At 68.2% G+C, this 25,280-nt stretch carries 20 protein-coding genes; 14 read left to right on the top strand and 6 right to left on the bottom strand.

Annotation, left to right across the window (positions count from 1 at the left end):
- Positions 1-32: 32 nt before the first annotated feature.
- The 4 genes from WFK61_RS20245 to truB all read left to right on the top strand — a co-directional run bounded on the left by WFK61_RS20245 (position 33) and on the right by truB (position 5,043).
- Positions 33-680 (top strand): RNA-binding protein, encoded by a 648-nt coding sequence (locus WFK61_RS20245; RefSeq protein ID WP_442896342.1) that lies wholly within the window; start codon positions 33-35, stop codon positions 678-680.
- Complete coding sequence (infB, locus tag WFK61_RS20250; RefSeq protein ID WP_336813882.1) at positions 677-3,499, top strand: translation initiation factor IF-2; 2,823 nt, start codon at positions 677-679, stop codon at positions 3,497-3,499. The genes WFK61_RS20245 and infB overlap by 4 nt, the downstream gene beginning before the upstream one ends.
- A 151-nt stretch (positions 3,500-3,650) precedes the next feature.
- Complete coding sequence (gene rbfA / locus WFK61_RS20255) at positions 3,651-4,106, top strand: 30S ribosome-binding factor RbfA (RefSeq protein ID WP_336813883.1); 456 nt, start codon at positions 3,651-3,653, stop codon at positions 4,104-4,106.
- Entirely contained in the window at positions 4,096-5,043 is a 948-nt protein-coding gene (gene truB, locus WFK61_RS20260; RefSeq protein WP_336813977.1) for a tRNA pseudouridine(55) synthase TruB, read from the top strand. The genes rbfA and truB overlap by 11 nt, the downstream gene beginning before the upstream one ends.
- 136 nt (positions 5,044-5,179) lie before the next feature.
- On the opposite strand, the gene hemA is transcribed toward truB, so the two are convergent.
- The 3 genes from hemA to WFK61_RS20275 all read right to left on the bottom strand — a co-directional run bounded on the left by hemA (position 5,180) and on the right by WFK61_RS20275 (position 8,575).
- The gene (hemA, locus tag WFK61_RS20265; RefSeq protein WP_336813884.1) at positions 5,180-6,391 is read right to left on the bottom strand and encodes a 5-aminolevulinate synthase; all 1,212 of its coding nucleotides are present in this window, start codon (positions 6,389-6,391) and stop codon (positions 5,180-5,182) included.
- A gap of 80 nt (positions 6,392-6,471) precedes the next feature.
- On the bottom strand, positions 6,472-7,731 hold the full coding sequence (locus WFK61_RS20270) for an allantoate amidohydrolase (protein WP_336813885.1): 1,260 nt from the start codon (positions 7,729-7,731) through the stop codon (positions 6,472-6,474).
- A 97-nt stretch (positions 7,732-7,828) separates the two neighbouring features.
- Positions 7,829-8,575 (bottom strand): SDR family NAD(P)-dependent oxidoreductase, encoded by a 747-nt coding sequence (locus tag WFK61_RS20275; RefSeq protein WP_336813886.1) that lies wholly within the window; start codon positions 8,573-8,575, stop codon positions 7,829-7,831.
- Positions 8,576-8,978: 403 nt separating this feature from the next.
- Between WFK61_RS20275 and WFK61_RS20280 the strand changes: the two genes are divergently transcribed.
- Positions 8,979-9,785 (top strand): WecB/TagA/CpsF family glycosyltransferase, encoded by an 807-nt coding sequence (locus WFK61_RS20280; RefSeq protein WP_336813887.1) that lies wholly within the window; start codon positions 8,979-8,981, stop codon positions 9,783-9,785.
- Positions 9,786-9,795: 10 nt separating this feature from the next.
- Positions 9,796-10,698 carry a DUF6492 family protein gene (locus WFK61_RS20285; RefSeq protein ID WP_336813888.1) on the top strand — a complete coding sequence of 301 codons (903 nt, stop codon included), beginning with the start codon at positions 9,796-9,798 and terminating at the stop codon, positions 10,696-10,698.
- Positions 10,699-10,700: 2 nt separating this feature from the next.
- On the opposite strand, the gene WFK61_RS20290 is transcribed toward WFK61_RS20285, so the two are convergent.
- Positions 10,701-11,930, bottom strand: coding sequence for a lipopolysaccharide biosynthesis protein (locus WFK61_RS20290; protein WP_336813889.1), 1,230 nt, complete (start codon positions 11,928-11,930; stop codon positions 10,701-10,703).
- Positions 11,931-12,040: 110 nt separating this feature from the next.
- Between WFK61_RS20290 and WFK61_RS20295 the strand changes: the two genes are divergently transcribed.
- A complete protein-coding gene (locus WFK61_RS20295; RefSeq protein WP_336813890.1) occupies positions 12,041-13,135 on the top strand; it encodes an endo-1,4-beta-xylanase in 1,095 nt (364 codons plus the stop codon).
- A gap of 24 nt (positions 13,136-13,159) precedes the next feature.
- Entirely contained in the window at positions 13,160-15,613 is a 2,454-nt protein-coding gene (locus WFK61_RS20300; RefSeq protein WP_336813891.1) for an exopolysaccharide transport family protein, read from the top strand.
- A gap of 24 nt (positions 15,614-15,637) precedes the next feature.
- On the opposite strand, the gene WFK61_RS20305 is transcribed toward WFK61_RS20300, so the two are convergent.
- On the bottom strand, positions 15,638-16,687 hold the full coding sequence (locus tag WFK61_RS20305) for a glycosyltransferase family 2 protein (protein WP_336813892.1): 1,050 nt from the start codon (positions 16,685-16,687) through the stop codon (positions 15,638-15,640).
- Between the two features lie 165 nt (positions 16,688-16,852).
- On the opposite strand from WFK61_RS20305, the gene WFK61_RS20310 reads away from it, so the two are divergent.
- Positions 16,853-18,022: a glycosyltransferase gene (locus tag WFK61_RS20310; protein ID WP_336813893.1), complete on the top strand. Its 1,170-nt coding sequence runs from the start codon at positions 16,853-16,855 to the stop codon at positions 18,020-18,022.
- A gap of 5 nt (positions 18,023-18,027) precedes the next feature.
- Here the strand turns inward: WFK61_RS20310 and WFK61_RS20315 are convergent, their stop codons facing one another.
- Positions 18,028-19,131: an AbrB family transcriptional regulator gene (locus WFK61_RS20315; RefSeq protein ID WP_336813894.1), complete on the bottom strand. Its 1,104-nt coding sequence runs from the start codon at positions 19,129-19,131 to the stop codon at positions 18,028-18,030.
- Positions 19,132-19,432: 301 nt separating this feature from the next.
- Here WFK61_RS20315 and WFK61_RS20320 point away from each other — a divergent pair, with 301 nt between their 5' ends.
- The 5 genes from WFK61_RS20320 to WFK61_RS20340 all read left to right on the top strand — a co-directional run bounded on the left by WFK61_RS20320 (position 19,433) and on the right by WFK61_RS20340 (position 25,226).
- The gene (locus WFK61_RS20320) at positions 19,433-20,509 is read left to right on the top strand and encodes a DMT family transporter (RefSeq protein ID WP_336813895.1); all 1,077 of its coding nucleotides are present in this window, start codon (positions 19,433-19,435) and stop codon (positions 20,507-20,509) included.
- Between the two features lie 113 nt (positions 20,510-20,622).
- On the top strand, positions 20,623-21,666 hold the full coding sequence (locus WFK61_RS20325; protein WP_336813896.1) for a GMP reductase: 1,044 nt from the start codon (positions 20,623-20,625) through the stop codon (positions 21,664-21,666).
- Between the two features lie 157 nt (positions 21,667-21,823).
- Positions 21,824-22,858, top strand: a complete 1,035-nt coding sequence (locus tag WFK61_RS20330; RefSeq protein ID WP_442896343.1) for an amino acid ABC transporter substrate-binding protein — start codon at positions 21,824-21,826, stop codon at positions 22,856-22,858.
- A 167-nt stretch (positions 22,859-23,025) separates the two neighbouring features.
- Positions 23,026-24,186, top strand: a complete 1,161-nt coding sequence (locus WFK61_RS20335) for an amino acid ABC transporter permease (protein ID WP_336813897.1) — start codon at positions 23,026-23,028, stop codon at positions 24,184-24,186.
- Positions 24,183-25,226, top strand: coding sequence for an amino acid ABC transporter permease (locus tag WFK61_RS20340; RefSeq protein WP_336813898.1), 1,044 nt, complete (start codon positions 24,183-24,185; stop codon positions 25,224-25,226). The genes WFK61_RS20335 and WFK61_RS20340 overlap by 4 nt, the downstream gene beginning before the upstream one ends.
- The last annotated feature ends 54 nt before the right edge of the window (positions 25,227-25,280 follow it).

Genomic DNA, 25,280 nt, shown 5'->3' on the forward strand with positions numbered 1-25,280 from the left:
CTCGGAACGAGGGACCGGAACGGAGCTGCGTCGTGACGCGGGCCGTGAAGGCGCCTGACGATCTGATCCGCTTCGTCGCGGGACCCGACGGCAGTTTGGTGCCGGATCTCCGGCGCAAGCTGCCCGGGCGTGGCGTCTGGGCGAGCCTCAGCCGCAAGACGGTGGCCGAGGCGATCAAGCGCAAGGCCTTCGAGCGCTCGCTCAAGGCGAAGGTCGCGGTTCCCGCCGACCTTCCGGAGATGATCGATGCGCTGATGCTGCGCGATGCGTTGCAGGCGCTCTCGATGGCCAACAAGGCGGGGCTCGTGATCGCGGGCTTCGCCAAGGTCGAGGCCCTGATCGGCTCCGGCCGCTGCGTCGGCGTTATCGCTGCCAGCGACGGCGCCGAGGACGGCAAGCGCAAGATCGGCCAGGCCGTCAGGCGGCTTGGCGCGGCGCGCGAGGCCGAAGGGCTCAAGGCCCGCGAATTGCCCGTCGTCACGATTTTCGCGGCGGCGGATTTGGAATTGGCGTTGGGGCGGGCACATGTGATACATGCCGCGCTTGCTCCGGGACCGGCGGCCGAGGGTGTGCTCTCCCGCTGGCGTCGGCTCGTCCGGTATCGGACGGACGATACCGCCGCATCCGACCAGAACGACACCGAAGACACGACCGAACCGGCAGGACCGAACGCGGAATGACCGATACCAAGAACCCGGGCGACAAGACACTCTCCGTCAACCCGCCCAAGACCCTGTCGCTGAAGCGGCCTGTCGAGCAGAGCACTGTTCGCCAGAGCTTCTCGCATGGGCGCTCGAAGCAGGTCGTCGTCGAGGTCAAGCGCCGCGCCGCCGGTCACGAGGTCAAGGAGCCCGTCGCGCCGCGTGCGCCGCAGGCTCCGGCTCCGCAGGCTGCCGCGCCGCGCCCCGCGGCCCCGCAGCCGCCCCAGCGCCCGGCCACCAGCATGCTGTTGCGCACCCTCTCCGATGAGGAGAAGGATGCCCGGCAGCGCGCCCTTTCGGAGGCTCGCAGCAGCGAGGCCGAAGCCCGCCGCATCGCCGAGGACGAGGCGCGCCAGCGCGCCGCCGCCGCTGAGCGCGAGCGCCAGGAGCGTGAAGCCGCCGCCGCCCGTCAGCGGCAGGAGGAAGAGCGCCGCCGTCAGGAAGACGACCAGAAGCGCCGCGTCGAGATGGCCGCGCGCCAGCGCGACGAGCAGCCGGTCCGCCCGGCGGCTCCGCCGCCGCAGGCTCGCGAGGCCGCGCCTGCGCCTCAGGCCCCTGCGCCGCAGCCGACCCAGTATTACGGCCGCCCGGCCCCGTCCGGCCCGCGCGAGTTCACCTCGCGTCCGCCGATGCGCGACACCGGCGCCCGCCCGCCGCGGCTCGACGGCCGCCCGCCGCGTTCCGATGCGCCGCGTCCGCCGCGGCTCGACACCTCGGCTCCGGCCGAGCCGGCCGTTGCGCGTCCGGCTCGCCAGGCGCCTTCGGCCAACACCACCCGCAATCGCTCGGATGATGTCGACGTCAAGGCCGCCTTCCGCCGTCCCGGCCTGAGTGCCGGCCCCGGCCGTGGCCCGGCTCCTGCCGCGCCCAAGACGCCCAAGACCACCAACGACAAGCCCCGCGGTCGTCTGACGCTCGCCACCGCCACCGGTGGTGACGATGAGCGGACACGCTCGGTCGCCTCGTTCCGCCGGCGCGTGCAGCGCATGACCGGCCATCGTGCGTCGGATGCCCAGAAAGAGCGCGTGATGCGCGAGGTGATCATCCCCGAGACGATCACCATCCAGGAACTCGCGAACCGCATGACGGAGCGCGGCGTCGACGTCATCCGCCTGCTGATGAAGCAGGGCGCGATGCACAAGATCACCGACGTGATCGACGCCGATACCGCCCAGCTCATCGCCGAGGAAATGGGCCACACCGTCAAGCGCGTCGCCGAATCCGACGTCGAGGAAGGCCTGTTCGACACGCCGGACACCGATGAGACCCTGGAGTCGCGGCCGGCGGTCGTGACCATCATGGGCCATGTCGACCACGGCAAGACCTCGCTGCTCGACGCGATCCGCAAGACCAAGGTCGTCACCGGCGAGGCCGGCGGCATCACCCAGCATATCGGCGCCTATCAGGTGACGACGCCGCTGGGCAGCCAGGTGACCTTCATCGATACCCCCGGCCACGCCGCCTTCACCGCCATGCGCGCCCGCGGCGCCAAGGTGACGGACGTCGTCGTGCTGGTCGTCGCGGCGGATGACGGCGTCATGCCGCAGACGGCCGAGGCGATCCATCACGCCAAGGCGGCCGGCGTGCCGCTGATCGTCGCGATCAACAAGGTCGACAAGTCCGACGCCAACCCGGATCGCGTCCGCGCCGAACTGCTCCAGTACGAGATCCAGGTCGAGACGCTGGGCGGCGAGACGCTCGAAGTCGAGGTGTCCGCCAAGACCGGCCACAACCTCGACAAGCTGCTCGAGGCGATCTCGCTTCAGGCCGAACTGCTCGACCTCAAGGCCAATCCCGATCGCGCCGCCGAAGGCACGGTCATCGAGGCCAAGCTCGATCGTGGCCGCGGCCCGGTCGCGACGGTTCTCGTCCAGCGCGGCACGCTGCGCACCGGCGACATCGTCGTGGCGGGTGCCGAATGGGGCCGTGTCCGCGCCCTGATCGCCGATACCGGCGCGCAGGTGAAGGAGGCTCCGCCCTCCATGCCGGTCGAGGTTCTCGGCTTCAACGGCACGCCCGAGGCCGGCGACCGCGTCGCGGTGGTCGAGTCCGAGGCCCGTGCCCGCGAGATCACCGATTACCGCGAGCGTCAGCGTCGCGACCGCCTCGCCGCCCGCGGCGCGGCTTCGGGCGCCGGCCGTTCGCTCGCCGAGATGATGCGCGAGCTCAAGGAAGGCGCCGGCCGCAAGGAGTTCCCGCTCGTCGTCAAGGGCGACGTGCAGGGGTCCGTCGAAGCCATCGTCGGCGCGCTCGAGAAGGTCGGCAACGACGAGGTGCGCGCCCGCGTGCTGTCGTCGGGTGTCGGCGCCATCACCGAGTCGGATGTCACGCTCGCCCAGGCTTCGGGCGCGGTGGTCGTCGGCTTCAACGTGCGCGCCCATAAGGAAGCGCGCGAGGCGGCCGACCGGGCCGGCGTCGAGATCCGCTACTACAACATCATCTATAACCTCATGGATGACGTTAAGGACGCGATGTCGGGCCTGCTGGCGCCGACGCTGCGCGAGACCATGCTCGGCAACGCGACGATCCTCGAGATCTTCAACGTCTCGAAGGTCGGCAAGATCGCCGGCTGCCGCGTCACCGACGGCACGATCGAGCGCGGCGCCAATGTCCGCCTGATCCGCGACAACGTCGTGGTTCACGAGGGCAAGCTCGGCCAGCTCAAGCGCTTCAAGGACGATGCCAAGGAAGTCGTGGCCGGCCAGGAATGCGGCATGGCCTTCGAGAACTACCAGGACATGCGTGCCGGCGACGTGATCGAGTGCTATCGCGTCGAAGAGATCAAGCGCAGCCTCTGAAGGCTGCGCTTCCTGAAACAGCGCGTCATGGCCGGGCACTGCCCGGCCATCTCGTGACGAGAAGAGCGCGTCCAGCGCCTTATCATCCTGAGACGGTGGGCCAGGCCCGCCGGGGCGTTTGGTCCGGTCCGATCCCGGAGAAACGAGTATCATGGCTAAACCTGCAAAACCCTCAGGCCCGTCCCAGCGGCAATTGCGTGTCGGCGAACTGATCCGCCATGCGCTGGCCGAGATGCTGGCGCGCGGCGATATCCATGACGACGTGCTGGCGAAGCATGTCGTGACCGTGCCGGAGGTGCGCCTCTCGCCGGATCTCAAGCTCGCGACCTGCTACATCATGCCGCTCGGCGGGCTGGACATCGCGCCCGTGCTCAAGGCGCTCGACGCCAACAAGCGCTACCTGCGCGGCGAGATCGCCCATCGCGTGAACCTGAAATACGCGCCGGACCTGCGTTTCCGTGCCGATGAGAGCTTCGCCGAGGCCGAGCGCATCGATGCGCTGCTCGATACCGAGGCCGTGCGCCGCGACACGCAGGTCCAGCGCCTCAGGATCGACCAGGACCAAGAAGACCAGACGCCCGAAGACGACCGTGACGATGACCGCTGAGAATCCCTCCGACGCCGCCCCGAACCAGGATGCCGCCTTGGCGCCGCGTCCGAAGAAGCGCGACATCCATGGCTGGGTCATCCTCGACAAGCCGATCGGCATGACCTCGACCCATGCGGTCAGCGTCGTGAAGCGCGCCTTCGGCGCCAAGAAGGCCGGCCATGCCGGCACGCTCGATCCGCTGGCCTCCGGCCTGCTGCCGATCGCGCTCGGCGAGGCAACCAAGACCGTCCCCTTCGTGATGGATGGCCGCAAGGCCTATCAGTTCACCGTCGCCTGGGGCACGCAGACCAATACCGACGATACCGAGGGCAGCGTCATCGCGACCTCGGACAAGCGCCCGGACGAGGCCGCGATCGCAGCCCTGCTGCCGCGCTTCACCGGCACGATCCTGCAGACGCCGCCCAAGTTCTCGGCGATCAAGATCGCCGGCGAGCGTGCCTATGACCTCGCCCGCGACGGCGAGGAGGTCGAGCTGGAAGCGCGCCCCGTCGAGATCGATGCACTGCGCATCGTCAGCCATGACGGCGCCACCACGACCTTCGAGGCCGAATGCGGCAAGGGCACCTATGTCCGCGCCATCGCCCGCGATCTCGGCCTCGCGCTCGGCTGTCTCGGCCATGTCGCGCATCTGCGCCGCACCCGCGTCGGGCCGTTCACGGTCGCGGACGCCGCCAGTGTCGAGACCCTGCGCGAGAGCCCGGAAAGCGCGCTGACGGCCCTCCAGCCGGTCAAGGCGGCGCTGACGCTGATCCCGGAGATCGTGCTTCACCGCGACGCCGCCGCCCGCCTCAAGCGCGGCCAGAGCGCCCTGCTGCGCGGCGCCGGAGCCCCGATCGAGCTGGAAGCTGCCTATGCCACCTGCGCGGGCACGCTGGTCTCGACGGGTTCTGTCCAGAACGGCGAGTTCGTCCCCCACCGCGTCTTCAATCTCTGAGATTGTTGGGCATCACAAGGCGTCATGCTCGGGCCTGACCCGGGCATCTCGTGCCGGAAGGGGCCCCAGACGCCTTTTTGTCCGTAAGTTCTCGGGCCTGCGCTTCGCTCCGCCAGAGAACGACGGCTGAGCGGCCTCAGGCCGCCCGCTTCAGCCCGTCCCGCGCCCAGATCGCGCCGAGCGCCGCCACCAACGCGTCGATATCGGCGTCGGAATGGAAGGGCGAGGGCGTGATCCGCAGCCGCTCCGTGCCGCGCGGCACGGTCGGGTAGTTGATCGGCTGGACATAGATGTCGAAGCGGGCGAGCAATTCGTCGCTGATTGCCTTGCAGGCCTTCGCCTCGCCGACCATTACCGGCACGATATGGCTGGGATTGGCCAGATGCGGGATGCCGGCCGCATCGAGCCTGGCGCGCAAGGCCGCGACGCGGTCCTGCTGGCGCTCGCGCTCGGCCGAGCTTTCCTTGAGATGCCGGATCGCGGCGATCGCTCCTGCCGCCACGGCCGGCGGCAACGAACTGGAGAAGATGAAGCCGGAGGCGAAGCTGCGGATGAAGTCGCAGAGCGCGGCCGAGCCGGTGATATAGCCGCCGATCACGCCATAGGACTTCGCCAGCGTGCCCTGGATCAGGGTCAGCCGGTCGGTCAGCCCCTCGCGCTCCGAGATGCCGCCGCCGCGCGCGCCGTAGAGCCCGACGGCATGGACCTCGTCGATATAGGTCATCGCACCAAACTCATCGGCGATGTCGCAGAATTCCTTGATGGGCGCGATGTCGCCATCCATCGAATAGACCGACTCGAAGGCGATCAGCTTCGGCCGATTTGGGTCGAGCGCCGCGAGCTTCCGGCGCAGATCGGCCGGGTCGTTATGGGCGAAGATGTGCTTCTCGGCGCGCGAATGGCGGATGCCCTCGATCATCGAGGCATGGTTCAGCCCGTCCGTCAGCACGATGCAGCCGGGAATGCGCGCGGCCAGCGTCGAGAGCGAGGCCCAGTTCGAGACGTAGCCGGAATTGAAGATCAGCGCGGCTTCCTTGCCGTGCAGGTCGGCGAGCTCGCGCTCCAGCAGGACGTGGTAATGGTTGGTGCCGCCGATATTGCGCGTGCCGCCGGCGCCGGCGCCGCTGCCGTCGAGCGCCTCGTGCATCGCGGCGAGCACCCTCGGATGCTGGCCCATGCCGAGATAGTCGTTCGAGCACCAGACGGTGACGTCGCGCGGGCCGCTCTCGCCATGATAGGTCGCGAGCGGAAAGCGGCCGGCCTGGCGTTCCAGATCGGCGAAGACGCGATAGCGGCCTTCGCGGCGCAACCCGTCCAGCTCTTCGCGGAAGAAACTCTCGAAATCCATTCCAGCCTCCTGCGGCGCGCCTCTCCTAGGCCTTTCGGGCCGTTTGCGGAATGGTGCGCGGTGTCGCGGCTGGAATCGTTCTACTGTGACTGCCCGGCCAGTTCCAGAATCGTTTCGATGAGCACGCGGATGGCGATGCCGGCATCCGCCTCGGTCATGTTCTCCAGCGGCGAGTGGCTGATGCCCTTCTCGTTACGCACGAAGAGCATGGCGACGGGCGCCACCTGCGCCATCGCCATGGCGTCGTGTCCGGCGCCTGAAGGCAGGCGCCGGCCGGCGAGATTGCTTCCGGTGCGGGCGATGCCGGCGGCGAGGGCATCCTGCAGCCTGGGCTCCATCGGCACGGCCGCGGCGTTGGCATAGGGGATGATCTCAAGGCCGACGCCGCGTCGCTCCGCGATCGCGGCGAAGCGCTTGCGGATTTCCGCATCCATCGCCGCGAGCGTCTCGTCCTTCGGCGCGCGGAAATCGATGGTGAACTCGGCTGCGCCGGGGACGACATTGGTCGCGCCGGGCTCCGGCCGGAGCACGCCGACCGTGCCGACCGCAAGCTCATGCGCGCCGGCGATCTGCTCCAGCGCCAAGGCCATCTCGGCCGCCGCGGTCAGCGCGTCCTTGCGCAGCGCCATCGGCACGGTGCCGGCATGGCCCGCCTCGCCGGTGACGCGCACGCGTGCCCGGCTCTGGGCGTTGATGGCGGTGACGATGCCGACCGGCTCGTTCTCCGCCTCCAGTACTGGCCCCTGCTCGATATGTACTTCGAGATAGGCCTGGATCGAGCCGGGCTTGCGCGCCAGCGCCGCGATCCCTGCCGGGTTGCCGCCGAAGGCGACCAGGGCCTCGCCGAGCTTCACGCCCTCGCTGTCGCGCGCCTCCAGCCAGGCCGGGTCATAGGCCCCCGCCAGCGCTTCGGAGGTCGAGAGATGCGTGGGAAAGCGGACATTCTCCTCGTCTCCGAAGCCGATTACCTCCACCGGGAAGGGCAGATTGATCCCGGCATCGCGTAGCGCCTGCACGGCCAGGATGCCGGCGACGACGCCGAGATTGCCGTCGAAGCGCCCGCCATCCTTCACCGTGTCGATATGCGAGCCGATCAGCACCGCAGGCTGACCCGGCACGGTGCCCTCGCGCCGCCCCTGCACCGAGCCGGCGGCATCGATGAAGGCGGTCAGCCCCGCGACCTCCATCGCGCCCTTGACCCATTCCGCCGCCTGCTTGTGCGCGGGCGAGAGATAGAGCCGCGTCAGCTTGCCGGGCTCGTCGCTGAAGCGGTTGAGGCCGGCCAGCGCGGCGAAGGCACGGGCACCGAGGACGGCGGCGGAGGGGAGCGTCTGCGTCATGCCGCCAAGCTAGATCAGGGTTCTGAAAACTGCGACGGGCAATTTCGCCAAGCAGCTTCTCCCCGGCGGCATGCTCCGCCCCCCGCTCGCCCTCGCTTCAGTAGGTCGCGCGGCCGCCCGAGAGGTCGAACACGCCCGCCGTGGTGAAGCTGTTCTCGGCCGAGGCCAGGAAGGCGACCATCGCGGCGACCTCGTCGGGCAGCAGGAAGCGCCCGCGCGGGATCTTCGCCAGCATGTAGCCGATATGCTCTTCGCTCATCTGGTCGAAGATGCGGGTGCGCGCCGCCGCCGGGGTGATGCAGTTCACCGCGATGTCCTTGTCGGCGAGCTCCTTGCCGAGCGACTTCGTCAGCGCGATCACCGCCGCCTTCGAGGCCGAATAGGCCGAGGCGTTGGGATTGCCCTCCTTGCCTGCGATCGAGGCGACCAGGACGATGCGGCCGTAGTTGCGCTTGACCATGCCGGGGATGACCGAGCGGCAGCAATGCAGCGTGCCGTCGACATTGAGCTTCATGACGCGGGCCCAGTCTTCCAGCGGGTATTCCCAGGTCTTGTGGTTGGGCCCGGCGATGCCGGCGCTGGTGACGAGGATGTCGATGCTGCCATGCTGGGCTTCCAGCGCGTCGCTCGCCTTCTGGACGGCGTCGGCATCGGTCACGTCGACGCCGACGCCGATCGCGCCATGGCCGATTTCGCTGGCGGCCTTGGCTGCGAGAGCCGCATCGACATCCCAGATCGCGACCGTCGCGCCGCTCTGGGCGAAACGCTCGGCGACGGCGCGGCCGATACCTTGCGCCCCGCCGGTTACGATGGCGACGCGCTTTTTTAAATCGATTTGGTTCATGCCCAGCCCTCTCGAACGTCTTCTGCGACGCGAACCCTAACTGGCCCGATGAGGACCGGCCAGAGGGCGCGGCCGTTTCGGAGAAATGTGCAGGGCGGCCATGCAAATCGTTAAGGACGATGGCGGAACGATCGCGGCAGGGTGGCGTTTCTCCCGTGCCGGTCAGGGCAGGATTTGTGCCGGAACGACGCCGTGCCCGCGAGGAGCAACGCTGCGGTCGGCGTTATCGCCCCGGTCCGGTACAAAGCCTTGTTGCTGCAAGAGGATAGTCGTTAACGAGCCTGCGTGTATGGCAGGAACAAGCCATTCACCTTTCAGCCCGGTTTGCCTTGACCCCAAGGCCGGGGCGACCAAGAGAATGGTGCCATTCTGAATGGGCCGTGTGCCTCTCATCGAGATTATCGTGCGCGCAACCGCCTCCATCACGATCGCCAGCGAAGCCGGAAGCCGGAAGCGTCCGGGCTATGCCAAACGCGACATCGGCGGCATCGGCGTCGCGGTGATGGAGCGCGACGCGGCGGTCGCCGAAGTGGTCGATGCGATGTCGACCGGCGGCCATGTGAAGCTGGCCTTCTGCAACGCGAACCTGGTGAATGTCGCCGCGGGCAATGCCGCCCTGCAGCGCAGCCTCGCGACCTTCCTCGTGCTCGCCGACGGTATCGGCGTCGATCTCGGCAGCTGGCTCCTCTATGGGAAGCCCTTCCCGGCGAATCTCAACGGCACCGATTTCTTCCCCTCGCTCTTCGCCGAGGTCCGGCGCCCGCTGCGTATCGCCCTGCTCGGCGGCCGGCCCGGCGTCGCCAATCGCGCGGTCGCGCGGCTGACGCAGCGCTATCCGGAGCACCATTTCAGCGTGGTCTCGCACGGCTATTTCACGGCCGAAGAGGAGCCGCTCCTGCTGGATGGACTGAAGGCGGACCGTCCGGACCTGCTGCTGGTGGCCATGGGCAATCCGATTCAGGAACGTTTCATCGCCGACAAGCTCGGTCCGCAGCATTGCTCCGTTGCCGCCGGTGTCGGTGCGCTGTTCGACTTCTTCGCCGACGAGGTGCAGCGCGCGCCGGAGCTCGTGCGCAAGCTGCGGCTCGAATGGATGTTCCGCCTCTGGCTCGAACCACGCCGGCTCTGGCGGCGCTATGTGCTCGGAAATCCCGCTTTCCTCCTGCGCATCGCCCGGCAATATGCCACGGGCGGCCGACGAAGCGGGTGAGACACAGGCGTTGAGCGCGACCTATGCCCTGGCGACACCGAGCTACAGGGGCGATATCGAGCGTTGCCGGCTGCTCTGCGCCAGCGTCGATCGCTTCGTCACCGGCCATGCGGTCCACTATCTCCTGATCGAGGATCGCGACGTCCCGCTCTTCCGGGATCTCGAAGGGCCGCGCCGGCGCATCCTGCCGGAATCGCAGTTGCTGCCAGGCTGGCTGAAGCCGCGTCCCGATCCGCTGAGTTTCGGCAAGCGCCGGCTCTGGACTGGGGTGCAGGCGCTGGCGCGCGGCATCCCGCCGCTGCGCGGCTGGCATGCCCAGCAGCTTCGGAAATTCGCCATTGCCAAGGCCTGCTCGGAGGATGTCATCCTCTTCGCCGATTCCGACATGCTCTTCGTGCGGCCCTTCGATCTGGCGAGCCTGGAACAGGACGGGAAGATCCGGCTCTACAGCAAGCCCGGCGCGATCACTTCCGACATGCGAGAACGGCATGTGCCATGGTGCGAGAACGCGGCCTCGCTTCTCGGTCTCGGCAGGCCGGTTTTTCCGAGCCCCGACTACATCAACATGGTGAGCTGGCGCCGCGCGGTCGTGCTCGACCTCCTCGACCATGTCGAGCGCCGCAGCGGGCGGGACTGGGTATCGGCCATCGCCGGCCGGCGCCGCTTTTCCGAGTATGTTATCTATGGCTGCTATGTCGAGCGCCTGCTCGGCCTGGAAGCGGCGGGGCATTGGGCAGCCCCGCAGGAGCTCTGCAAGTATTACTGGTTCAGCGAGGACGTGGCCGGCTTCGAGCAGCTCGAGTCCTTCGAGGAGGTTCTGGAGCCCTGGCAGGTCGCCGTGGCCGTGCAGTCCTTCATCGATCAGCCGCTGGAGCGGATCCGAGACCTGTTCGAGCGGCAGGCCCGGAGCTGATTTCACGCCTGCGCGCGCGCCAGCAGCCTGTAGGTGAAGGCCGCGGAGGCGACATAGACCAGCGCGAAGACGGCATTCATCCAGACTGCCCAGGCACCGTCCGAGCCGAAACGCAGCATGATCGCCGAGATCAGGAGCGCCTTCAGGCCCGTCAGCAGGCTCAGCAATGCGATGCGCGAGCCCGTGCGTTCGCGCGCATAGAGCAGCTCGGCGTGATACTCGACGAGATTGCGGAAGGCCGGGACCAGCAGCATCGGCGCGAACAGATAGGTCGCTTCCGAGACATTGCGCCCGAGCAGGTTCGGGAACGGCATCAGCGCGACGATGACAGCGACGAGTCCGCCGATCGAGACCAGCGCGATGCCGGCCTCATAGGCCGCCAGGCGCTTGAAACCGCCGATGCCGCGATCCGTCATGATCTTCTGGACGAGCATCTGGTTGAAGCTGCGCACCGGCATGGCGGTGAGGTCGATCACCCTGAGCGCGATGGCGTAGAGGCCGGCGGTGCGCTCGCCGGCAAGCCCCAGCACGAGCAGCTTGTCGAGCTCGGACTGGACATAGAACACGATATCGGCCGTGCCTGCGAAGACGGCGTCCGCCATGCGGCGCGGATAGAGGCTGCGCACGAAGCGCCAGCGCGCTCTCGGCAGGAACGCGACGAACGCGATCAGCGCGCTCGCCATGGTCGCCCCGCAATAGGCGAAGGCCCAGATCTCCAGGCTGGCATGGCCGAAGCCGGCGAAGAGCAGGGCCGCGATCGTTCGCAGGCCGGAGCCGATGACGACGAGCAGCGCCGCCTGCCGGAAGCGCCGCAGGCCGTTATTGACGATGGCGACGACCTCGACGAGCCGCCAGCCCAGCACTTCCGCGACGATGATGACGGCGAAGGGCAGGAGCGCGAGGCGCTCCGCGAAGAGCAGCAGATAGGCCGCGCCGGCCGCCGCGACGATCAGCGGCAGCGACAGGGCGGAGAGGCCCGCGAAGCCCGAGAGATAGGCGCCAAGCAGCCGCGGCTTGACGGTGGCGACCCGGTAGAGCGGCGAGATGAATCCGAAGGCGAGCAGCCGCGACAGGATGAGCCCGGTCGAGGACGCCGTGGCGAACAGACCGAATTCGCCGAGGGTCAACGTATTCGCAACGATGAGGAAGTAGACAAGGGAGATCACGAGCCGGCCGGCGGAGCCGCTCAGGATGGTGAGGTAGGCGAAGATGGTGGCGCGATCCGGCAGCATGACCCGTTTCCGCGACGGCTGGCCCATCGCGTGCCTTTGCGTTGCAGCATGACGATCACCTCTTAGACCAGAGGCGTTGAACGACCCTAAACGACACGGAAGCGTCCCGATTGACCAAGCGGAAAGCCGAACCGGACCCGAATGAGGCCTTGCAGACGCGCCGCGGCGTGCTGCGTGGCGCGTCCGCCTGTCTGTTGACCGGCGCCATGACGGGCACCGCTGCGTCCACCGTGCGGCCGATCCCGCTCGGCTCCGCGGCGGAGATCGGCACCTTCCGCGGGGACGTGCGCTATCGCGACGCGCTGAAGCGCTATTGCGATGTCATCGTTCCCATGAACGACCTGAAATGGGAGGCGCTGCGGCACGACAAGGCGCGTTTCGATTTCTCCGGCGCCGACGAGCTCGTCGCTTTCGCCGAGGCGAACGGGAAGGTGCTGCGCGGCCATACGCTGCTCTGGGGCGAGGCGCTGCCGAGCTGGACCAGGGAGATGACGACGCGGGCCGAGGCCGAGCGCGAGCTGGTCAAGCACATCGAGAACGTGGTCGATCGCTACAAGGGCAGGATCGCGACCTGGGACGTGGTCAACGAGGTCATCCGATACGAGCCCGAGCCCGGCCAGCCCTGGCGCGACACGATCTGGCAGCGCCTGCTCGGGCCGGAGCATGTCGAGATCGCCTTCCGCACGGCGGCGCGGGTCGACCCGAAGGCCCGGCTCGTCCTCAACGACTACCATTTCGAGGAGCCGGTCCCCAGCGCCGCCGCGCGGCGCAGGATCGCGCTCGATATCTGCCGCCGCCTGAAGGACAAGGGCATCCCGGTCCACGGCGTCGGCATGCAGGCCCATCTCTATGCCGACAAGGGCATCGACGTGGACGGCGTGCAGCGTTTCATGCGCGATCTCGATGCGCTCGGTCTCGATGTCGAGATCACCGAGCTCGACGTCATCGACTGGAAGCAGCCCGCCGACGCGGCGCAGCGCGACAGGACTGCGGCCGCCCTGGTCTCGACCTTCCTGGAGGCGGTGGTCTCGGCCAAGCGGCCGAAGGCGATCGTCACCTGGGGGCTGACCGACCGCTATTCATGGATTCACGAAACCTTCCCGCGCAAGGACGATGCCCGTGCCCGGCCCCTGCCGCTTGATGCCGATTACCGGCCCAAGCCGATGATGGCCGTGCTCGAGCGCTACCGGCGCGGGGTCGCGTGATACGGGACAGTGAAACCTAGCGTCATGTTCACCACCGGGCCCGCCACGAGCGAAGCACAGGACAAGCCGGACGGCCGCGAGCGGCCGGCTGCCTCCGTGCCTGCGCAGTTTGCGCGGCTCGCCGATCCCGCCTGGATTCTCGGGACGCTCTGGGCGCGGCGCGGGCTGATCGTGCTGATGGCGGTGCTCGGCTTGGCGCTCGCCATTCTCGCCGGCCTGCTGATGGCGCCGAAATACGTCTCGACCGCGCAGCTCTTCATCGATCCGCGCGATCTGCGCGTGCTCCAGAACGACGTTGCTCCCAACGCCGTCGGCAGCGATCCGACCTCGATCACCGGCTATCTCGAAAGCCAGGCGCGCGTGATCGCCTCCGACAGCATCAAGTCGCGGGTCGTGGAGCGACTCGGCCTCGATCGCGACCCCGATTTCGGCGGAGCCTCGGCGGGCTTTCTCGCGCGTTTGCTGGGCACCGATACCGGTCCGTCCTCGAAAGCGACGCTCTACGCGCTGGCGGCGCTCGATCGTACGGTCTCCGTCCGCCGCGGCGAGCGCACCTTCGTCATCGACATTTCCGCCACGGCGCGGGATCCGGACAAGGCGGCCAGGATCGCCAATGCGCTGGCGGAGGCCTATCTGGAAGACCAGGCCGCGGTGCGCGCCGAAGCCGCGCAGAAGGCGACATCCGCACTGACCAGCCGCCTTGAGGAACTGCGCAACCGCCTGCGCATCGCCGAGGAGAAGGCGGAGAAATACAAGGAAGCCAACAATATCGTTGGCGTCGGTGGTCGTTCGCTGGGTGAGGAGCAGCTTTCGCTCAACAATGCGCAGCTCGTCGCCGCCCGCACGCGTGCGACCGAGGCCAAGGCGAAATACGACCAGATCGCCGGCACCCGCGCCTCCAGCATCGAGGCCGGAGCCATTCCGGAAGCCGTCGCCTCCAACACGATGACCGCCTTGCGTTCCCAGCTCGGCGCGGCGCTGGCCCGTGAAGCCGATCTCGTCTCCTCGCTCGGCGCGCGTCATCCGGCGCTCGCCTCGGCACAGTCGCAGGTGCGCGATGCCCGCCGCCAGATCAATGACGAACTTGCCCGCATCGGGCGCGCGGCCAAGGCCGAATACGACCGTGCCGTCGAGGCCGAGCGTCAGCTGGCCCGCCGCGTCGAGCAGCTCACCGCCGGACAATATGCCGCCAGCCGGGCCTCGGTGCAGTTGCGCGAGCTCGAGCGCGAGGTCGAATCCTCGCGCGCCATCTATGACGCGTTCCTGAGGCGCGCCCGCGAGACGGGCGAACTCGGCGGGATCGACACCACCAATGCCCGCGTCATCAGCCCGGCCATGCCGCCGCTGGAGAGGAGCGGCATCAGCCGCAGGACGCTGGCGCTGCTCGGCGCCTTCGGCGGTGGCGGCGCGGGCGTCCTGCTCGCGCTGGGCCTCGCTATCTTCGCCGCGCCGCGCCCGTCGGAGCCGCCGCCGACTCCGAGGCGCAAGCCGTTCTGGCGCCGCGCGCCGCGCCCGGTTGCCACCACCGAACCGGTCGAGAGCGAGCGCCCAGCCCCAGCCCCGGAGCCTGGGCGGGCTGTCGCAGTGACGCCGCCGCCACCCCCGGCGGCGACGCCCGAGCCGCCTCCGCCGCCGCCGCAGCCGGCCCAGACCGGGGCAAGGCCGGTGAACTGGCGGCGCCTCATGGCGATCCCGGGTGGCTCGGCGAAGCGCGCCGCCAATCCTCCGGACGCCGCGCCTGTTCCCGAAGCAGCCCCGCAACCTGTTTCCGAGCCGGTTTCCCTGCCGAGGCTCGGCACCATCCCGCAGGTGCGCAACCGCCGCTGGCGGCGCGACGTGGCCGAGGCGCGCTCGGTCTTCCAGGGACAGGCCCATCTCGTCGATGTCATCGACAAGCCGCAATCCGGCTTCGCAACCGCCATTGCCGCGACCCGTCGCGCGCTGGCCGGCGCCGCAGGCGGCGAGCAGCGCCGCCGCATCCTGGTCGTCGGCCTGGAGCCGCAGGCGGGTGCGACGACGCTCGCCCTCAATCTGGCGCTCGATGCGGCGCAGTCGGGCCTGCCGGCGCTGCTGGTCGATGCCGCCGGCGGTGCTCATGGCCTCACGCCGGACTTTGCGGCGGATGCATCGGTCGGGCTCGGCGATGTCATGTCCGGTCAGGCGGCGCTCGGCCGCGCAATCATGAAGGACGAGGGCACCGGCCTGACCTTCATGCCCTATGCGGGCGTGATCCCGCCGGCTGGCGCCGGCTCGCTGCGGACGGGCGCCTTCGCGGCGACGCATCGCTTCGGGCCGGTCATCGTGGATGGCGGCCCTGTGAAGGCGGACGGCCTGATCGGGCGCTTCGCCGAGGTGGTGGACGATATCGTGCTGGTCGCGCGCGACGATAAATCCGCCAGGACCATGGCCGAGCGCCTGAAGGCACAGCTCGGATCGCAAGCGGTCAAGCTGCGTGGACTCGTGATCAACCTGGCTTGAGCACCGCGGCCGGGCGCGATCCGGTCAGTTCTTCTCGGGCTTGCGGTACTGCTCGTTGGCGACGCCGAATTCCGACATCAGGCGACCGGCCGCAACCTGGGCATGGTAGAGGCCGATCAGCCCGGAACGGGTGCGGATTCCCAGCGCGAGGCCGCGCGGAACTGACGCGGCGAGCAGCGCGAGCGATTTCGCCAGTACGCGAAGCCGCCCGCCTGGCCCCGGATTCTGCCGTCTTTCGATCGCCGCCGAGATCGCGCCGTTCCGCAGGCCGCGTGCATGGATCCAGCCGAACTCGCTGCGTCGCGCCGGCATGGTTTCGCGCTGCGCGGCCTCCTGCACCCACCAGAAGCGGAAGCCTGCCGCCTTGGCGCGGGTGAAGAAATCCGTATCGCCGCCGCCGGTGAAGTCGAAGCTTTCGTCGAGGAAGGGGAAGCCCAGCGTGTCGAGCACGCTGCGCCGGATCAGGTAATTCGCGCTCGAATAGAGCATCGGCACCGGGCCGCTGGTTCCGTAATGCGAGCGGAACACCGGGTGCGCCGAGAGCCAGGCGCGCGAGGCATCCGCGAAGACGGCCGTGACCGAGCCGCCGAACAGGTCGGCCGGCGCCATGCGGGCTGCGGTGACGAAGGCGTCGAGCCAGCCGGGCTCGGCCTCTTCGTCGTCGTCGATGCCCAGCACCTGCTCCAGTGCCGGAAAGTGCGTCAGCGCGCAGCGCCAGGCCGCGTTATAGGCCTTGCAGTTGCCTTGCCGCGGCTCGACAATGACGAAACCCTTGAACAGGCCTGCTGCGTGCAGGGCGCTGGCGCGGGCCGCGCCGGCCCGCTCGATGCCCTCGTTCTCGACCACGATCACCGCGAAATCATGCCCGCCTTGCTGGTTGGCGAGCGAGCGTAGCGTTGCCTCGAGCATGTCCGGGCGCTTGAAGGTCGGAACGCAGACCACGCTTGTGATGCCCGCCAGAGCCTCCGGCGCCGAGCCGGCGACGATCTCGAAGCTCTCGGGCATGGTGAAGACCGCAGGGGCGGAAGGATTCCGACCAGCCCCCGGCGCACCCTCTCGAATCTGGCTGGCCATCGTCATCGCCCGAAAACTAGGCCGTTCCAGCTTAAAGTTCCGTGTTTGCCGTCGCCGAAACGGGCCCCGATCCGGCGAGCTCCCGTTGATCATAGTCAAGGACGCGGCTTGACCTGCCCGGCCATTGGGAGGAGTGGAATATCACCTGCCGACGAGCTCTCCTTCTTGCGCCTCGCTTTCCTGACCTCGCTGATCCCGGTCGCCCGGCCGGATACCGGTTTCGAGATCGCCAATGCGGCGATCCTGAAGGCGTTGCGCGATGCCGGGCATGACGTCGCCGCGATCGGCTTCCTGCGCCCCGGCGAGGCCCCGGCCGAGCCGGAGCAGGCCGTCGTCCTCGCCGAGGCCGATATCGAGAACGCGGTCGTGCCCGCCGGGCAGAAACTGCGCTGGCTCGCGGCGGCCCTGCGACTGGGGATGCCGATCGCCTGCGCGAAGCTCCGGCTGATCGGGGAGGGGCGCCTCGTCGAGGCCGTGACGGCGCAGGGGCCATTCGATGCGCTGATCCTGAATTCGGTGCTCCTGCCCGGTGCCTTCCCGGAGCTCACGCGGATCGCCCCTTGCATCCTCGTCGAGCACAATATCGAGCATGTCTCGGCCGGCCAGAATGCCGACCATGCCGGAAACCCGGTCCTGAGCTGGCTCTACCGGCGCGAGGCGCGATTGCTGGAGCGGCTGGAGCGCGGGCTCTGGGACGAGGCGCGCTTCATCTGGACCTTGGCGGAAGAGGATCGCCGGGCGCTCGGCCCGGCCTATCGGCAGAAATCCTGTGCCCTGCCGCTGGTCTCAGGCGATCCGGCGGCGAGCCCGCCGGACGATCGCGACGAAGCCCCGGCCTTCGATATCGGGATGATCGGGACCTGGACCTGGGGCCCGAATCTGATCGGCCTCGAATGGTTCCTGCGCGAGATCTGCCCGCTCTTACCGGATGATATCCGCATCGCCGTCGCCGGCCGCGTGCCGCCGGAGCTGCGGCCGCCGCCCGGCGTCACGCTGGTCGGGCGCGTGCCCTCGGCCGAGCATTTCCTGCGCTCCTGCCGCCTCGTGGCGCTGTCGAGCCGGGCCGGCACCGGTGTGCAGCTGAAGACGATCGAGACGATGCAATACGGCCTGCCGGCGGTTGCGACGCCCCTGTCCTGCAGGGGTTTCACGGCCTTGCCCGCCAATTTCACTCTCGCCGACACGCCCGCAGACTTCGCCCGGATGCTGGTGGAGCGCGTCGCGGCGATCCGCGCCGGCGACCGGCAGCGCATCGATGGCGCTGCCTTCCTGGCAGGACAGCGGAAGGCGCTCGCGGAAGGGCTCGCGCAGGGGCTTGCCGCCGCGCAGCCGTAGGCTGGTTATTCCGCGGGCAGCTTGCGGCGGCCGATCAGCCCGAAGATCGGCCCGGCCGACACCATCACCAGGAAGACGCGGATGATGTGATGGGCCGCCACGAAGGCGACTTCGGTATGGAGCGCCAGCGCGATCAGGCTCATCTCGGCGAGGCCGCCCGGCGAATAGGCCAGGATCAGCGGGACATGGCCGTGCACGGAGACGAGCGCCACGAGCCAGGCGAAGCCCAGCGTCAGCGCCAGCAGGATCGCGGTCGAGCCGACCGAGAGCAGGAGCACGCGCAGGATGATGCGCGGCGCCGTGCCGACGAAGCGGCAGCCGATCGTCACGCCGAGCACGAGCTGCGCCGCATTGACGATCTCCGAGGGCGGCATCGCGGCGCTGAGGCCCGTGACATGCACGATCGCGCTGACCAGCATCGGTCCGAGCAGGAATTTCGCCGGCATCCTGAGCCAATGCCCGACCATCACGCCGACGATGCCGCAGCCGATCAGCCAGAGTTCGGAACCGAGCGGTGTCTGCGTGATCGATGGGCCGGCGACGCGCCCGCCGCTCAACGTGACGCCACCGATCCATTGCACGATGAAGGGCAGCGTCATCACCACGAGCAGGATGCGGGCCGAGTGGATCAGCGCGATGATGCGGGCATCGCCGCCCTTCTCCTCGCCGACCGTGACCATCTCGATCAGCCCGCCCGGCATGCCCGAGAAAAAGGCGGTGACGGGGTCGAACCCGGCGACGCGGCGGAAATAGCTGACGCAGCACAGCCCGCAGGCGACCATGAACAGGATGAGCCCGGCCAGCGTCGGCAGCCAGTTCGGCAGTTGCGCGATCACCTCCGGCTTGAACGAGGCGCCGAGCATCACGCCGATCACCGCCGTCATCGGCGGGCGGATCACGGCCGGCGCGGCGACAGGCAGGCTGATCAGGGCGGCGAAGGTGCAGAACACCATCGAGCCCAGCATCCAGGGCAAGGGCAGCTTGGCCTGCACGAAGAGCCAGCCGCCGAGCCCACCGAGCGCCAATGCGAGAGCGAAGCGTCGATAGGGGAAGCGGCTCGGAGCGAGCTGGCGCAGGCCGCCCACGAAATCGTCGAGCAGGACTTTCATCGAACGGGCTCGCCATGCCCGTTGCGGCGGCATGCGCCGGTCGGGTCGCCTTCCGCAATGAGGCGGCAGGGATATGGGCGATCTTGAAGCGTCAAGCGGCAGGTCCCTCTCAGGCTCGTCCTAGAATCTGTTCGCGCCCTTGCACAGCCCGCGCCGGGTATGCCGCCCCTGCGCGTCGCGCGGCCGGGACAATGCGGCCATGTGACTTTGTCATTGGCCGAATTGCCGCGTTTCCTCAATGATTTGCACCAAGGGATGAAATGCCGGGCCGGTCATCGGCCGCGACCACTGGTTGAGGGTGATGAGCGAGGATCGGCAGTCCGGCCGTCATGAACGGCCGGGTTTCGAGGGCGAGGCTCCGGCATGGCAGGAGCCGGCCGCTTCCGCGCCTCCCGAGCCTGGCTCCTCCCGCTCCGTTCCAATCGTCGAGGCCGCGCCGCCAGTTGGTTCGAGTGAAGGCTGGTTCGCGAGCCGCAGGCAGCGGCTGCGCTACTGGTGGCGCGGTGCGAGTCCGAACCTGCGCGGCTCGGTCTTCATGTTCGCCTCGATGCTCGTCTATGCGGTGATGGTCGCCGGCATCAAGCATGTCGGGCAGGGCATCCCGCTGGTGCAGATCCTGCTGATCCGGCAGGTGACCATGACCGCGATCCTGCTGCTCTTCGCCGCCGGCAGCCTGCGACAGGCGCTGCATACCGACCGGCTCGGCCTCCAGATCTTCCGCAGTGTGGTCACGCTGCTCTCGATGCTCTGCGGCTTCACGGCGGTCGTGAAAATCCCGCTCGCGCAGGCGACCGCGATCGGCTTCAGTCAGGTTCTGTTCGTCACCATCGCGGCGGTGCTCGTCCTCAAGGAGGTGGTCGACGGCCGGCGCTGGGCCGCGACGGTGATCGGTTTCGTCGGCGTGCTGATCATGCTGCGGCCGAGTTCGGAGGGGCTCGATGTCTACGCCCTTCTCGCGGTCGCCGGCGCGGTCTGCGGCGCCGCCATCACGGTCAGCGTCCGCAAGCTCGCCGCGAGCGAGCGCACCGACACGATCCTGCTCTATCAGGGCATGGTGCTGATCGTGCTTCTGGCTGTGCCGACCTTTCTCTGGTGGCAGGTGCCGACACCCGACCAGTGGTTCTGGCTGATCACGCTCAGCCTGTTCGGCACGGCCGGGCAATGGCTGATCACCCGCGCCTATCAGGTCGGCGAGGCGGCGGCGCTGGCTCCGCTCGATTTCAGCCGCCTGCTGCTGGCGAGCTTCACCGGCTTCGTCTTCTTTGCCGAGATTCCGGCGCTCACCACCTGGGCGGGAGCCGCCATCGTCATCGGGGCGACGCTCTACACGATCCGCAAGAACGCCCGCACGGCGGCCCCGCCGCCCGCAACCGCCTGACCGCGGCCGGGATTGCGCCTGCCCCATCCCCGGCGCTATGAATCGGCGCACGCCTCTCCGCATGCGTGCCGCCGGGCCTTCGCCCGGCGACAGCGACAGCCAGAGGCCCGATCATGCGCATCGAAAACGACCCGAAGCTCGATTTCCGCGACGTGCTGATTCGCCCGAAGCGCTCGACGCTGGGCAGCCGCGCCGAGGTCGATGTCGAACGCAGCTTCCGCTTCGCCCATACCGGCAAGGAGTGGAAGGGCTTCCCGCTGATCGCCGCCAATATGGACGTGGTCGGCACGATGGCGATGGCCCGCGCGCTCCTGAAGCACGGCGCCATGGTCGCCCTGCACAAGCATTACAGCGCCGATGAGCTCATCGCCTTCTTCCGCGAGCCCGGCTCCGCCAACGCCTTCTATTCGCTGGGCACGACCGATTCCGACCATGACAAGCTGAAGGCGGTCCACGCGCAGTCGCCGATCACCAAGATCTGCCTCGACGTTGCCAACGGCTATACCGAGAAATTCGTCGATACGGTCAAGGCGACGCGCGCCGCCTTCCCGGATGCCGCGATCATGGCCGGCAATGTCGTCACCGGCGACATGACCGAGGCGCTGATCCTCGCCGGCGCCGATATCGTCAAGGTCGGCATCGGGCCGGGCTCGGTCTGCACGACCCGCAAGATGACCGGCGTCGGCTATCCCCAGCTCTCCGCCATCATCGAATGCGCCGATGCCGCCCATGGCCTGAAGGGCTTCGTCTGCGGCGATGGCGGGCTCACCGTGCCGGGCGATGTCGCGAAGGCCTATGGCGGCGGCGCCGATTTCGTGATGATGGGCGGCATGCTCGCCGGCCATGACGAATGCGAGGGCGAGATCCGCTACGAGGAGCGCAATGGCGAGAAGGTGCCGGTGGCGATGACCTTCTACGGCATGTCCTCGGACACGGCGATGAACAAGTATTCCGGCGGCGTCGCCAAATACCGGGCCTCCGAGGGCAAGACCGTCGAGGTGCCCTATCGCGGCCCGGTCGAGGGCACGATGCAGGAATTGATGGGCGGCGTGCGCTCGGCCATGACCTATATCGGCGCCGTCCGTCTGAAGGAGATGCCGAAGCGCACCACCTTCATCATGGTCGGCAGCCAGCTCAACACCATCTTCGGCAACTGAGGGCGCGGAACAACCGGCCGGGGCATCCTGACAGGCCCCGGCAGGACGATGGCGCGGGTGATCCGCTCGCCTTTCGATGCGCTATCGCTTTCCCCGCGCCTGTTGCATAGTCGCCCTGCAACACAGAAAGCCGCCCGACGGCTTCGGGGAGACGGATATGACGACCTTCAGGATTTTGGGTGCCGCGGCTCTGCTTGCCGCGGGGGCTTCGATGGCGCAGGCGCAGCAGTTGGCGCCGAGCCCGACGCTGGATGCCGTCAAGGCGCGCGGCAATCTCGAATGCGGCGTGCATCTCGGCCTGCCCGGGTTCTCCTTCGCCAATGACAAGGGCGAGTGGAGCGGCCTCGATGTCGATTACTGCAAGGCGCTGGCCGCCGCGGTGCTCGGCGATGCCAACAAGGTGAAGTACACCCCGACCTCGGTGCAGCAGCGCTGGCCGATCCTGCAATCCGGCCAGGTCGACGTGCTCTCGCGCAACTCGACCATCACCTTCTCGCGCAACGCCACGCTCGGCCTCAATTTCCAGGGCATCAATTTCTACGAGGGTCAGACCTTCATCGTCCGCAAGTCGGCCAATGCCAAGACGGCGGCCGATCTCGACGGCGCCTCGGTCTGCGTCGCCGCCGGCTCGACCGAAGAGAAGAACGCCGCCGACTGGTTCCGCGAGCGCAACCTCAAGACGACCATCACCAATTTCCAGAAGAACGACGACGCCATCGCCGCCTATGATGCGGGCCGCTGCGACGCCTATACCGCCGGCGTCGGCGCGCTCGCCGGTCAGCGCGCCAAGCTCAAGACCCCCGAGGATCACGTCATCCTGACCCAGCCGATCTCGAACGATCCGCAGGGCCCGGTGACGCGCTGGGGCGACGAGCGCTGGCAGCTGATCGTGCGCTGGGTGCTGAACGGCATGATCGCGGCCGAGGCGCTCGGCGTCACCTCCAAGAACGTCGACGACATGAAGGCGAACTCCAAGAACTCGGAAGTCCGCCGCCTGCTCGGCGCCGAGGGCGGCTTCGGCGCGATGATGGGGCTCTCGAACGACTGGATGTACAACGCCATCAAGCAGGTCGGGAATTACGGCGAGAGCTTCGAGCGCACCGTCGGCATGGGTTCGGGCCTGAAGATGGAACGCGGCCAGAACCAGCTCTGGACCAAGGGCGGCCTGCTCTTCACCCCGCCCTTCCAGTGAGAGCGGACGCCTAGCGAACCCGCCAGCGCGTCATCCCGGACAAGCCGCGTGAGCGGCGCCGATCCGGGATCCATGCCTGAACCGTTCCGGCATGGATCCCGGGTCTCCACTTCGTTCCGCCCGGGATGACCGCGTGTTTCCGACGCAAGTTGCGAAGGCCTCGCGGCATGAACGTCCTATCCTTCATCAACGACAAGCGTGTCCGCGACTGGTTCTACCAGATCGCCCTGATCCTGCTGCTCGTCGGCCTCACCGTGTTCTTCGTGCGCAATGCCTCGGAGAACATGGTCAAGGCCGGCATCGCCTCGGGCTTCGACTTCCTCTGGCGGACATCGGGCATCGAGGTGCCCTTCGTCCTGACCGGCTATACCCAGTCCGACGACATCTTCGCGCTGTTCTGGGTCGGCGTCGCCAACACCATGCTGGTGACGGTGATCGCGATCGTGCTGGCGACGCTGCTCGGCTTCGCGCTCGGCATCGCGCGGTTGTCCTCGCACTGGCTGCTCTCGACCATCGCCGGCGCCTATATCGAGTTCGTCCGCAACATCCCGCTGCTGTTCTTCGTGCTGTTCTGGTATTTCGGCGTCATCGCTGCCCTGCCGCAGCCGCGCCAGAGCATCGGCCTGTTCGGCGTCGCCTTCCTCAACAATCGCGGCCTCACCATTCCACTGCCGGATGCGCCCGGCAATTTCCGCTGGGCGGCGCTGGCGGTCCTGATGTCCTGGCTGTGCTACTGGCTGGCCAGCGCCTGGGCGCGCCGCCGCAAGGACCGCACCGGCCAGGACGCGCCGCTGCTCGCCATCGGCATCGGCCTGATCGTGGTCGTCCCGGCGCTCGCCATCGCCTGGGCGAGCCTCGCCACGCGCTGGGACATCCCCGTGCTGCGCGGCTTCAACTATCGCGGCGGCTTCGTCGTCATCCCTGAATTCGTCGCGCTCCTCGCGGCGCTGGTCACCTATACCGCCGGTTTCATCGCCGAGATCGTGCGCGGCGGCATCGAGTCCGTGGCGAAGGGCCAGAGCGAGGCGGCATCGGCGCTGGGCCTGCGCCCCGGCCGCATCCTGAGCCTCGTCGTCATCCCGCAGGCCTTGCGCGTGATGACCCCGCCCTTGACCAACCAGTACCTCAACGTGCTCAAGAACTCGTCCTTCGGCGCGGCGATCGCCTATCCCGACGTGGTCAGCCTGTTCATGGGCTCGGCGCTCAACAATACCGGCCAGGCGATCGAGATCATCGCCATGACGCTCGCGGTCTATCTCGTCATCGGCCTCGCGGTCTCCGCGCTGATGAACTGGTACAACGCCCGCATCGCCCTGGTGACGCGATGACCCGCACCTCCGCCCTCTCGATCTGGCGCGAGCGCCTCTTCGCAACGCCCTTCACCGGCTTCACCTCGGTGGTGCTGATCACCCTCATGGCCTGGATCGCGATACCGCTGATCCGCTGGGCCGTGATCGACGCGACCTGGATCGGCTCGACCCGGGCCGATTGCGCGCCCGGCGGCGCCTGCTGGGTCTTCATCCGCGCCCGTTTCGGCCAGTTCATGTACGGGCTCTACCCCGTGGACCAGCGCTGGCGCGTCGATATCGCCGGGCTTCTCGTCCTGGCCGGCGTGCTGTCGGTGGTCTTCGCGCCGCAGCGCTTCAAACTGAAGCTCGCGCTGGCGCTGCTGGTCGTCCTGCCGCCGCTCGGCATCTGGTTGCTCTCCGGCGGCTTCGGCCTGCGCTATGTCGAGACGCGCGAATGGGGCGGGCTGACGCTGACCCTGTTCATCTCGATCTATTCGAGCCTGATCGCGATCCCGCTCGGCATCCTCTTCGCGCTCGGCCGGCAGTCGGAACTCCGGATCATCCGCCTGATCAGCGTGATCTTCATCGAGTTCTGGCGCGGCGTGCCGATCATCGCGGTGATCTTCCTCGCCTCGCTCCTGCTGCCCTTGATCCTGCCCGGCGGCATCGGCATCGACCGGCTGGCGCGCGCCGTGATCGGTCTCGGCTTCGTCATCGCCGCCTATATGGCGGAAGCGGTGCGCGGCGGCCTGCAGGCCCTGCCCAAGGGCCAGCGCGAGGCCGCGACCGCGCTCGGCCTCAACTACTGGAAGGCGACGGGCCTGATCGTGCTGCCGCAGGCATTGCGCATCTCGCTGCCGGCGATGACCAACGAGTTCATCGCGCTGATCAAGAACACGACGCTGGTGCTGGTCGTCTCGATCCTCGACCTGCTCGGCATCGCCCAGGCCTCGCTCGCCGATCCCAACTGGGTCGGCATGAACATGGAGGCCTATGTCTTCTCTGGCGCGATCTACTGGCTGATCTGTTTCGCGCTCTCGCGCTGGAGCCGCTCGCTGGAGAAGAAGCGGAGGTTGTGAGGCCACGCGGCCGGCTCGAGTTCAGACAACAAAAAACCGGCCTTTCGGCCGGTT

This window comes from Allobosea sp. MMO-172 (genome assembly GCF_037147855.1).
Lineage (GTDB): Bacteria > Pseudomonadota > Alphaproteobacteria > Rhizobiales > Beijerinckiaceae > Allobosea.